This window comes from Rhodothermales bacterium (assembly GCA_034439735.1).
Taxonomy (GTDB): domain Bacteria; phylum Bacteroidota; class Rhodothermia; order Rhodothermales; family JAHQVL01; genus JAWKNW01.
On the sequence record JAWXAX010000081.1, the window covers coordinates 1 to 11,689 of the forward strand.

At 63.1% G+C, this 11,689-nt stretch carries 10 protein-coding genes; 6 read left to right on the forward strand and 4 right to left on the reverse strand.

What is annotated here, in order from left to right:
• From SH809_06585 to kbl, 3 genes are all read left to right on the forward strand, one after another.
• The coding region (locus SH809_06585) for a hypothetical protein (GenBank protein MDZ4699352.1) at positions 1-184 on the forward strand (184 nt) is incomplete at its 5' end.
• Positions 185-259: 75 nt separating this feature from the next.
• Entirely contained in the window at positions 260-1,198 is a 939-nt protein-coding gene (locus SH809_06590; protein MDZ4699353.1) for an NAD-dependent epimerase/dehydratase family protein, read from the forward strand.
• Positions 1,199-1,279: 81 nt separating this feature from the next.
• The gene (gene kbl / locus SH809_06595) at positions 1,280-2,467 is read left to right on the forward strand and encodes a glycine C-acetyltransferase (GenBank protein ID MDZ4699354.1); all 1,188 of its coding nucleotides are present in this window, start codon (positions 1,280-1,282) and stop codon (positions 2,465-2,467) included.
• A 5-nt stretch (positions 2,468-2,472) separates the two neighbouring features.
• Here kbl and SH809_06600 read toward each other — a convergent pair whose 3' ends face one another.
• Entirely contained in the window at positions 2,473-3,303 is an 831-nt protein-coding gene (locus tag SH809_06600; protein ID MDZ4699355.1) for a phosphoenolpyruvate hydrolase family protein, read from the reverse strand.
• A 179-nt stretch (positions 3,304-3,482) separates the two neighbouring features.
• Here SH809_06600 and SH809_06605 point away from each other — a divergent pair, with 179 nt between their 5' ends.
• The 3 genes from SH809_06605 to SH809_06615 all read left to right on the forward strand — a co-directional run bounded on the left by SH809_06605 (position 3,483) and on the right by SH809_06615 (position 8,350).
• A complete protein-coding gene (locus SH809_06605; protein MDZ4699356.1) occupies positions 3,483-4,451 on the forward strand; it encodes a sugar phosphate isomerase/epimerase family protein in 969 nt (322 codons plus the stop codon).
• 219 nt (positions 4,452-4,670) lie between these two features.
• Positions 4,671-5,570 carry an adenylate/guanylate cyclase domain-containing protein gene (locus tag SH809_06610; protein ID MDZ4699357.1) on the forward strand — a complete coding sequence of 300 codons (900 nt, stop codon included), beginning with the start codon at positions 4,671-4,673 and terminating at the stop codon, positions 5,568-5,570.
• 101 nt (positions 5,571-5,671) lie between these two features.
• The gene (locus tag SH809_06615) at positions 5,672-8,350 is read left to right on the forward strand and encodes a T9SS type A sorting domain-containing protein (protein ID MDZ4699358.1); all 2,679 of its coding nucleotides are present in this window, start codon (positions 5,672-5,674) and stop codon (positions 8,348-8,350) included.
• 8 nt (positions 8,351-8,358) lie between these two features.
• Here the strand turns inward: SH809_06615 and proS are convergent, their stop codons facing one another.
• The 3 genes from proS to SH809_06630 form a co-directional block, all read right to left on the reverse strand.
• Entirely contained in the window at positions 8,359-9,831 is a 1,473-nt protein-coding gene (gene proS / locus SH809_06620) for a proline--tRNA ligase (GenBank protein MDZ4699359.1), read from the reverse strand.
• Positions 9,832-10,203: 372 nt separating this feature from the next.
• The gene (locus tag SH809_06625) at positions 10,204-10,605 is read right to left on the reverse strand and encodes a hypothetical protein (GenBank protein ID MDZ4699360.1); all 402 of its coding nucleotides are present in this window, start codon (positions 10,603-10,605) and stop codon (positions 10,204-10,206) included.
• A 107-nt stretch (positions 10,606-10,712) separates the two neighbouring features.
• Complete coding sequence (locus SH809_06630; GenBank protein MDZ4699361.1) at positions 10,713-11,609, reverse strand: hypothetical protein; 897 nt, start codon at positions 11,607-11,609, stop codon at positions 10,713-10,715.
• Between the last annotated feature and the right edge of the window lie 80 nt (positions 11,610-11,689).

The window sequence follows — 11,689 nt, forward strand, 5'->3', positions numbered from 1 at the left end:
CAAAATCGCCGCGCTCGACGGGATGAACCGGATCGGGCTGGCGCTTAAAGACACCGCGGTACGCGTCTCGACGCGGAAGAAAGTAGCGCCGGCGCCGGCTGCCGCGGCCGCTCCGGAGGGGGCGTCCGAACCGGTGATCGTCAACAAGTTGCATGACGTGGGGGTACAGTCCACCGGCTACTAAAACGTGCGGAACCTTCGTCCGGGACTGTGTTGAAATGGCCTGATATTTCAACAGAAACGGGGCACGAACGAATCGATGCGACGGATACTGGTTACGGGCGCGAACGGTCAGATCGGCGGAGAACTCGTCCGCCGATTACGCGCGAAGCACGGACCATCCGCGGTGCTGGGGTCGGATCTGAATCCGGCGGTGGGCGACGCCGCCGACGGCCGGCATGTAGTGCTGGATGTGCGCGACCGGGTGCGCATGGAGCGGGTGATCGACGAGGAGGGGATCGATGGGGTGTACCACCTGGCCAGCCTGCTCTCCGTCACCGGCGAGGCGAACCCGGATCTCGCGTGGGAGGTGAATCTGCAGGGCTTAAAAAATATCCTCGATATCGCGCGGAGCCGGCCGTTTCAGCTCTTCTGGCCCAGTTCGATCGCCGTGTTTGGCCCCGCGACCCCGAAGATCGACACCCCGCAGTATACCGTTATCGAACCTACCACGATGTACGGCGTGACGAAGCGCGCCGGCGAGATGCTGTGCCAGTATTATGCGCGGAGGTACGGTATCGACGTGCGGAGCATCCGTTACCCCGGCATCATCAGTTATGCCGTCGAGCCTGGCGGAGGAACGACCGATTATGCGATCGACATGTTGCGCGCGGCGGCGGCCGGCTCGGGGTACACCTGTTTCTTGCGTCCGGACAGCCGTCTTCCTATGATGTACATGCCGGATGCCATCGATGCTACGCTGGACATCATGGAGGCGCCGGTCGCGGCGATCACGATCCGGTCCAGCTACAATCTCGCCGCCATCAGTTTTTCACCCGATGAACTGGGGGCGTCGATCCGCCGGCAGGCGCCGGGTTTTGTACCCATCTATGCGCCGGACCACCGCCAGCAGATCGCCGACTCCTGGCCCCAGACGATCGATGACTCGTTCGCCCGTAAGGAATGGGGATGGAATCATCGGTACGGCCTCGACGCCATGGTCGACGATATGCTGGATAACTTGACGGTTCGGGTGTAAGCATCCTTTTTTGCAGGTATGGGCGACGGGTCTGCGATCTGTCGTTTCGTGGTTTCAGTCCCTGGTTACGCCTTTATCCCCATGATCGAAACAGCCATCGAACAGTTTCGCGCCGAGCTGGACACCATCCGCGAGGCCGGCCTCTACAAGGCAGAGCGCGTTATCACCACCCCGCAGTCGGCCGAGATCGGCATCCAGTCCGGCGAGGAGGTCCTCAACTTCTGCGCAAACAACTACCTGGGGCTGGCCAATCATCCGGACCTGATCGCGGCGGCAAAAGCCGGCCTGGACGCCTATGGATTCGGGATGGCCTCTGTACGGTTCATTTGCGGCACGCAGTCGATCCACAAGCAGCTCGAGGAACGCATCTCGGCGTTCCTTCGCACCGAGGATACGATCCTGTATTCGTCGTGCTTCGATGCCAACGCCGGCCTGTTCGAGGCGCTGCTGGATGCCGATTGCGCCATCATCAGCGACCAGCTGAACCACGCCAGCATCATCGACGGCGTCCGTCTCTGCAAGGCGCAGCGGTATCGGTATGCGAATGGGGACATGAACGAGCTGGAGCGTCATCTGCAGGACACACAGGGCGCGAAGCGGCGCATGATCGCAACCGATGGCGTGTTCAGCATGGATGGGTCGATCGCGAAGCTGGCTGCGATCTGCGACCTGGGCGAACGATACGACGCCATGGTGATGGTGGACGATAGCCACGCGACGGGTTTCATGGGAAAAACCGGTCGCGGTTCCATCGAGCACTGCGGGGTGATGGGGCGGGTGGATGTGATCACGAGCACGCTGGGCAAGGCGCTGGGCGGCGGCACGGGCGGGTTCACGAGCGGGCGCCGCGAAATCGTCGATCTGTTGCGTCAGCGCTCACGGCCCTATCTATTTTCGAATACGCTGGCGCCGGCGGTTGTGGCCGCCAGCCTGCGCGTCCTGGAAATGCTGGTCCATACCACGGCGCTGCGGGATCGACTGGCCGAAAACACCGCCTACTTCCGCGAGCAGATGACGGCGCAGGGCTTCGACATCAAGCCGGGCATCCATCCCATCGTCCCGATCATGCTCTACGATGCCCGCCTCGCCCAGAACATGGCGGCGGATCTGCTCGGGGAGGGGATCTACGTGATCGGATTCAGCTATCCGGTCGTCCCGCAGGGTCAGGCCCGCATCCGCGTCCAGGTCTCCGCGGCCCACACACGGGAGCACCTGGACCAGGCGGTCGCGGCGTTTGCAAAGGTGGGAAAGCAACACGGCGTGATTTGAGGGGGCTACCCCATCCGAATGGCCTTAAACGCCCGCACCTGTTCGGTCATGGCCACTTCCACGGGGAGGCGTTCCATGCTGGAGGCGCCGTAGAATCCGTGGACGTTTTTGGTCCGGCTCAGGACATAGGCGGCGTCCTCGGGCATGGCGATGGGGCCTCCGTGGCAGAGGACGATGACATTGGAGCGGACGCTGCGTGCGGCATCCGCGATCTCCTGGACGGCGGAGACGCTGTCTTCCAACGTTTTAGCCGTGGCGGCGCCGATGGAGCCGCTGGTGGTGAGTCCCATATGAGCCACGACGATGTCGGCGCCGGCGGCCGTCATTTGTTCGGCTTCGGCCGGCGTGAACGCGTAGGGCGTCGTGAGGAGATCCATCCGGTGGGCAAGGCCGATCATCGCGATCTCACGGTCGTATCCCATCCCGGTTTCTTCCAGGTTGGCGCGGAAGAGGCCGTCGATCAGGCCGACGGTCGGGAAATTCTGGACGCCGGAGAAGCCGATGCGTTTGACCTCTTCCAGAAATAAGCCCATGTCGCGGAAGGGATCGGTCCCGCAGACGCCGGCGAGCACGGGCGTGCGTTTGACGACCGTGACCACCTCACGCGCCATGTCCATCACGATAGCGTTGGCGTCGCCATAGGGCATCAGGCCGGCGAGGGAGCCGCGTCCGGCCATGCGGAATCGGCCGGAGTTGTAGATCACGATGAGGTCGATGCCGCCCTCTTCCTCGAATTTTGCGCTGATGCCCGTCCCGGCGCCGCCGCCGACGATCGGACGTTTTGCGTCAACCAGTGCGCGTAGCCGGTTGAGAATTTCTGTGCGTGGGATAGCCATGGCCTGAGTGCGGGGATGAAAGAGGACGCGGCCGTATGGTAGGTTCCAGGGGGGATGCAATCAAGATAGACACGCCGTGGCCGGCGGTAGTCGCCTCCTCGCATCTAATTTAATATCTTGGTTACCCATCGCTCGGCAACGGGCGGGCATCGGTTTACGCATCAACCTGTACGGTGGCCATGCACCCTGTATCACGCAGACACTTCCTCAAGACCACCGGCCGGACCCTCTCGCTTGCCGCCTTTGCGGGCCTGTCAGTGCAGTGCGGCGGGCAGGCGGGCACGGAGCAGGCGGCCGGCGGCCGGGTATGGACGGGATTCAAGTACGCGATGTGCAACGAATGTATGCAAGAATTGCCGTGGTCCGAGCAATGCCGCATCATGTCGGATGCCGGCTATACCGGCGTCGAGATCGCTCCGTTTACCCTGGTGCGGGAGAGCGTGAACGAACTGGGGCCGGCGCAGCGGCAAGAGCTGGTGCGTGTGATGGGCGATTACGGGCTCGAGTGCGTGGGGCTACACTGGCTACTCGCCCCGCCGCCGCAGGGCCTGCACTTCACCACGCCCGACCCCGTCGTCCGGGCGGCTACCGTTCAGTATCTGGCGGATCTGGTCGATTTCTGCGCCGATCTGGGCGGTCGTGTCCTGATTTTTGGATCGCCGAACCAGCGCAACACACAGGGCATATCGGTCGCCGAGGCCAAACAGCACTTTATCGAGGGCCTGACCCGCGTGGCCGACCACGCCGGCGCGCGCGAGGTCAAGATCCTCGTCGAAACCCTCGACTCCTCCCAGACCGATGTGGTGAACACCATGGCCGAATCGGTAGAAATCGTCCGCGCGGTGGATAAGCCGGCGGTCGGCACGATGTTCGATTACCACAACACACTCGACGAGACCGAGACGCTCGAGTCCCTCATCCGGACCCACTTTGACCGCATCGAACACGTACAAATCCAGGAGATGGACGGCCGGCACCTCGGCACAGGCACCGCTCGGGACGCGTATGTCGATAGCTTCCGCGCGCTGCGCCAGCTGGGATACGACAAATGGATCTCGCTCGAGATTTTCGATTTCACGCCCGGCGGCGTCGTCATAGCGCAGGAGTCCATGGAAGTGCTCCGCGCCCTCGAAGCCGCCTCTGCGTGAAGCCGGCGTCGTATGAGAACGTGCTTTGATGGAACGACCGCAAACGCACCCCCTTGCCAGCAAAACCCGATATAGCAACAGAGCTGCGGGTTGTCTATTTTGCACGCCTGTATGCTGACCGGAACCACGCAGAAACCAGACCTACAACGCAACGTTCAGGAGATGCGACACGGCGCTATCCGGTCACACCAGCGCGTTCCTTCGGCTACCACGCAATCGATGTCGTATCAGAGAACCACGCTCGCGATCGTATTTGCCGACATCAGCAAAAGCACCCAGCTATTCGAGATGTTTGGCAACGAACGGGCCCGCGAGATTGTCGCGCGCACGCTGGGCATCCTATCCTCCGTGACGACGGAGCATGAAGGGCGGGTGATCAAGACGATCGGCGACGAAGTGATGTGCACGTTCGATCGGATCGAACAGGCCGTCGGGGCTACGACACGTATGCCTCAAGCAGTCGTCGAGGATCCGGAACTGGCGGAAATTGGCGTGGCTTTGCGGATCGGCCTGCACTTTGGCGATGTACTCAGCGACGACTACGACGTCTACGGCGATGCCGTGAACGTGGCGGCGCGGATGGTTCAGCTGGCGCGTCCGGACCAGATCATCACAACCCGAATCACCGTGGACATGCTGCCCAGCTACCAGCACTCGAACCTGCGTGGGCTCGGGGTGGCCCACGTGCGCGGGAAGAAGTCGGAGATGGAAATCTACGAGGTGCTCTGGCAGCCGGACGCCACGGAACTCACCATCATGCACGGCCAGCTCTCGATGGGCGCCCGTACCCCCAAGGCGCGCCTGTACATTCGGTATGCCGAACAAGACTACAAGTTCGAGAAGGGCCGGCCCCCTTTTATGATGGGGCGCGGCGAAAAAAACGACCTCGTCGTGCCTGACCAGAGTGTCTCCCGGACCCACGCCAGCATCGAATACCAGGGCGGCAAGTTTATCCTGATCGACCGAAGCACAAACGGCACATTCCTGCAGATTCGCAACGAAGAAAAGGTATTCCTGCACCGCGAACAGATCCACCTGCGTAACGAAGGCCTCATCATGCTCGGCCAGGACATCGGCGAAGAAGGCCGCGAAGCCATCCACTTCCAGTGCTCGGAGTGATGGCCGGCGGAAGTCGGCGCATATAGCCCGCTTGCCTCTCGGCTTGCGGGGACGGATCTTGTGCTTCGCTTTGCCGCTCCGTCTTCTATTTCCAGCACGCCATGTCCCGCTCCGTTTACGTCGTTGCCCTCCTGTGTGGGCTCCCGCTCCTCTGTCCGCTCCCCTCCGTCGCGCAACCCGTGCGCCCGGGCGCCGATCCGTCGGCCACGCTGCGGTTCATTATGCCCGACGGACGGGTGAGCCGGGTGCGCGCGTTCGAATCCTCGGCGGGGCGCCCGGGAGACGATCGCCGGCTCGTGCCGGCCAGCGCGACGCATTCCTCGATGGCGTCGGCGGACGCCGGCGATTCGCTGGCTCTGGTGGCGCTATATGAATCTACCGGCGGGCCGAACTGGACGGAGCGGACGGGATGGCTCGCCGCGCCCGTGGCCGAGTGGGCAGGGGTCAGCGTGTCTCCGGCCGGGCGCGTGACGGAGGTCGTGCTGTCCGCCAATACCCTGACGGGTTCGCTGCCCGCCGGCCTGGCCGGGTTGGATTCGCTCCGGGTGCTCGACCTCTCCGCGAACACGCTCTCCGGATCTATCCCCGTGGAAATCGGGGAGTTGCAGGCGCTGGTCGACCTGCGCCTCTGGCAGAATGCCCTGAGCGGCCCGCTGCCGGACGCCCTGGGGAGCCTGACGGCTCTGGAAGAATTATGGCTGTTCGGCAATGCCTTCAGCGGCTCGATCCCCGAGTCCCTGAGCCAGCTGGAGCGCCTACGCATATTGTATCTCGATCAAAATGAATTCGCCGGCGCCATCCCGGCATCGCTCGGGCAGCTCGAGCAGCTTACCGAACTGTTCCTCGACACCAATGCGTTGAGCGGGCCCATTCCCGAAACCCTGGGACAACTCACGGCACTCCAGTCGTTATTCCTGGGTAACAACCCGCTGGAAGGCCCCCTCCCCGCATCGTTTGAGCAGTTGGTGGATCTTACCGTTTTTTCGATTCCCAATGTAGCCCTTAACGGGACGTTTCCAGGTGCTGTTTATGCCATGCAGAGCCTGAATGCGCTGTATATGGGCAACACCGGAATCGAAGGGCCGCTCTCGCTTTCGTTGTACGACCTGCCGGGCCTCACCCGTCTCCATCTGGAGGAAAACGGGCTCACCGGCGAGATCCCGGCCGACATCGGCTTTTTTAACCTGAACATCCGGGAGCTCGTACTGCGTGGCAATGCCTTCACGGGGACCCTGCCGGCCTCACTGGGAAGCCTCGGGCTCCTGGAGTTACTCGACGTCAGCGACAATCAGCTCTCGGGCGACCTGCCGGCGGAACTGGGTTTTGCCCAGCGGCTGCGGTATCTATTCCTCGACGAAAACGCCTTTACGGGGCTCATCCCGGACAACCTGGCCGGCATGCGTCTGCTTACCCAGTTGGGTATGGCGGACAACCGCCTCAGCGGTCCGATTCCCGATTGGATGGGCGACTTCCCCCTCCTCAACTGGCTCAATCTGGGGCTGAACGTGTTTTCGGGATTCCTGCCAGATCGCCTCGGCCGGGCGGAGTCCCTCCAGGTGCTGAGTCTGTGGCAGAACCAGTTCGAGGGCCCTATCCCCGCTTCCATGGGTGACTTGCGCGACCTCCAGCTACTGGACCTGGGCTCCAACGCGTTCTCGGGCCCGATCCCCGAGTCGCTCGGCAATCTGCCGGCGCTACTTCAGGTATTTCTCGATACCAACGAACTGACCGGCCGCATCCCCGAAGGCCTGGCCCGACAGGCCAGCCTGGAGGTGCTCGCCCTGGATAACAACAGGCTGGACGGCGCGGTGCCGGCCGGCTTCAATAGCCTCTCGCAGCTCGTTCGCCTCACGATGGCTGGGAATGCCATTGAGGATCTCCCGGTGTTGACCGGCATGACCGGGCTAGCCGTGCTCGATGTGCGCTCCAACCGGCTCACTTTCGAGGACCTGGTACCCAACGCCCCCATCGCGGCCATGCTCTATGCGCCACAACAACAGGTGACGCCGGTGGTCGACGTCATGCCGGCCGGTACGCGCATCCGGGTGGATGTCGGCGGAGCCGGCAATACCTACCAGTGGTATCGGGCCGGGATTGCCATTCCAGACGCCACAACGCCCACGCTCCTGTTGAGCGGACTTCAAGGTGGGGCCGTCATTCAGTGCGCGGTCTTTAATGAGAGCCTGGAGGATCTGGTCATCACGAGCGTCCCCGTCACGGCGGATGTGGTACTGGTCCGTGCCGTTATCGTCCCGGATTCCGTGGTGGTTGCCCCGGGCGACTCGGTGATATTTACCGCCGCCGGGTTCGACCCGGTGGGGACGGAGCTGAGATTCACGCCGATCTGGAACGCCGGCGGCGGGCAGATCGACAGCACCGGACTGTTCATCGCAGGGTTGACGCCCGGTCGTTACGAGGTGGGGGTAGAAGATGCCGGCGGCACCGTGTCCGCCACGGCGCTCGTCGTCATCAACGACCCGAACGTCACCGGGGTCGACGATGAGTCGCGGCCGGAATCGTCGCGTCTGGCCGGCGCATACCCCAATCCGTTCGTGGATACGGCGACGATCGTGCTGGAACTGGCCCATCCGACTGAGGTGCACCTGTCTGTGTACGATCTCCTGGGCCGGCGCGTCCGTGCACCGTGGGCCCGGTCTCTACCCGCCGGACGCCACGAGGTGCCCTTCGAGGGTGTCGACCTGCCTGCCGGCCTATATCTCTATCGGGTGGAATTCGGTGCGGCTGTTGAAGCCGGCACGTTGCTGAAGGTGGGGAGATAGGCGGCCTGCTAATACGCCTTCGCGAACAGCACCCGCCCGGTCGACGGTTTCCCGGTGAGCATGTCTAGGCCTGGCTCCCGCTCCTGGTCGAGCGGGATGCAGCGGATGGTGGCTTTGGTCTGTTCCTTGATCCGCGCCTCCGTTTCGGCGGTGCCGTCCCAGTGGGCGAGCAGGAAGCCGCCCTTCGATTCGAGCACCTCCGTGAACTCCTCAAGGGAATCGACGCGCGTGGTGAGGTTGGCCCGGTAGGCCAGGGCGCGTTCGAACAGGTTCTTCTGGATGGCATCCAGCGTGTCGCGGACGACGCCGGCGAGGGCGTCCTGCGGTACCGACGTCTTTTCGAACGTGTCGCGACGCGCCATCTCGATCGTGCCATTCTCCACATCGCGCGCGCCGATGGCGAGGCGTATGGGGACGCCCTGGACTTCATATTCGCTGAACTTCCAGCCGGGGCGCTGGGCTTCGCTCGCGTCCAGCTTGACGCGGACGCCGGCGTCCTTGAGGGTGCGAGCCAGCCGCTCGGCCGCCTCCAGGATGGTTGCTTCCTGGCCCTTTTTGGGGATTGGGACGATGACCACCTGTGTCGGCGCGAGCTTCGGGGGTAGGACCAGCCCCTGGTCGTCCGAGTGCGTAAGGATGAGGCCGCCGATGAGGCGGGTCGAGACGCCCCAGGAGGACGCCCAGACGTATTCCAGTTCGTTATTCTGGTTCTGGAACTGGCAGTTAAAGGCGCGGGCGAAGTTCTGGCCGAGAAAGTGGCTCGTGCCGGCCTGGAGGGCCTTGCCGTCTTGCATGAGCGCCTCGATGCAGAACGTCTCCTCGGCGCCGGCGAAACGCTCGCTTACTGTCTTGATGCCCTTCACCACCGGCATCGCCATGTACTCCTCGGCCAGGTGGGCGTAGATGTCCAGGATAAGGAGGGTCTCGGTCATGGCCTCCTCCCGTGTGGCGTGCGCCGTGTGCCCCTCTTGCCAGAGAAACTCCATCGTCCGAAGGAACAGACGCGTGCGCATTTCCCAACGGACGACGTTCGCCCACTGGTTGATCAGGATCGGGAGATCGCGCCAGGACTGAATCCACTTGCTATACGTGTCCCAGATGATCGTCTCGCTGGTGGGGCGGACGATGAGGTTTTCTTCGAGCGCAGCGTCGGGGTCGACGATCAGGCTCTGCCCATCGTCCGACATCTTCAGGCGCGAATGCGTGACGACCGCGCATTCTTTCGCGAAGCCCTCGACGTGTTTTGCCTCGCGAGCGAGAAAAGACTGAGGGATAAAGAGCGGAAAGTATGCGTTTTCATGGCCCGTGTCCTTTAACATCCGGTCCAGCTCGTCGCGCAGACGCTCCCACACGGCGTAACCGTTCGGGCGGATGATCATCGAGCCACGAACGGGAGAATAGTCGGCGAGTTTGGCGCGCCGAACGACGTCGACATACCACTGGGCGTAGTCCTCGGTGCGTGGTGTGATAACGTCAGCCATTGTGTACACTCGTTGATGTGAATCCAGTACATCCGCCGGCGTAGAACCGGGCCCAGATACGTAAATTCGGGTTTTTTTGAATAGGCCTGGTATTTGTCGGAGAAAGAGGTAGGTTTCGTCCTCACCGATCCTCGATCCACAAATCGGGGGAGGCCAGTTCACCCGAAGACGCCCTAGAACGAGGCTCGGGGGTACGGTGTTTCGGCGAGGGCCGGCTCCCGCGCAGGCGCGCGAGGGTTGCATCGAAACTCCCGCACCCAAGGCTGGTTCTTACTCTGTACCTGGTTCAGGTGTGACGCCGGCGGATTCATCCGCGGTTTCATGCCGGCCGCTCAAAACGACCAAGGTGTTGTCATGAAAGCTGTTCCCACATCACTCCATCTGGCGCTGAAGCCTTACGCCGCGCTTTTCGTTCTCGGTGTATTGCTGATGGGCACTACAGGTTGTTATACGCAACTGGCCGCCACGGATTATGCCGATTACGAGCGCCGCCCGACGCGCGTAGATGTCGAGGAGTATGAAGACGGTACCGTCGTGGAGCGGCATTACTATGAGGACGACTACTATACTTACTACGAGCCCGACTATTATGGCCGCTACTTCAGTCGGTTCTATTATGAACCCTGGTACGGCGGCTACAACGATCCGTGGCGCAGCCCGCGGTATACCTTTGGTGCCGGATTCTATTATGACCCGTGGTACTCGTATGACCCATGGTACTCGGGCTATTACGATCCCTGGAATGGCTATGGGTATGGCTACGGCTATGGCCATTCGCGGTACGGCTGGGGCGGGCATTATGGCGGTTATTGGGGAGGATATTACCCGCCCTACTATGCCAACCACCGACCCTCTTCGAACGGGTATAATGACGGTCGCAACTACGAGCCGCGCGGTTCCACGAGCGGACGTGGTAGCCTGCTGACCAGTGGCCGGCGTTCGACGTCGGGCACCCTCCGGGGCGATCTGGGACGCGGAGCCCTCCGCGATGGCAACGACGATCTGGGCCGCCGCTCGGTGACGCGCAGTGGCTCCGGCGCCGGCACCTCCACCTCGCGGGGCACCACGCGTACAACGACGCGCACCGACGACGAGGGGACCACTCGTTCGACCACGCGCTCGGGCAGCACCGGGGCGTCCACCCGCACCACTACGCGCTCGGGCGACAGCGCGCCGACCGGTCGGACGACTACCCGCTCGGGCGACACGGACTCACGGACGACCACCCGCTCGGGCGACACCGATTCACGGACGACCACCCGCTCGGGCGACAGCGGATCGCGCACAACCACCCCTACAAACGACGAAAATCCGCCGTCCCGTGGGACGACTCGCTCTTCTGGTGGCCGCGATGTATCCAATGGCGCAAGCTCCCGCTCCGGTAGCGGCAACACGCCGACGCGCTCCAGCGGATCGACCCGCTCGGATGACGGCAGCTCTTCGGCGCCTCCCCCGCGGAGTACCACGCGCGGCACGACACGCACCGGCAACGATGAATACAGACGGCCGTCGTCTTCGTCGGGGTCGAGCGCGTCTCCGAGCACGCGTTCGAGTTCGCCTTCGTCGGGGTCGAGCGCGTCTCCGAGCACGCGTTCGAGCTCGCCTTCGTCGGGGTCGAGCGCGTCTCCGAGTCGCTCTTCGTCGGGCTCCAGCGCCTCGCCGAGTCGCTCATCCTCGGGCTCGTCGTCCTCCGCCGGCCGATCTTCGTCGGGTTCCAGCAGCAGCGGCAGCCGTGGTAGCTCCTCGAGCTCATCGCGGGGTCGCAACAACTGACCCACGACGCATCCGCGGTTACATACAAACGATCAACGAATGTTGAGCCGGGAAAGGCCCGTGCTGATGCGCGGGCCTTTCCTGT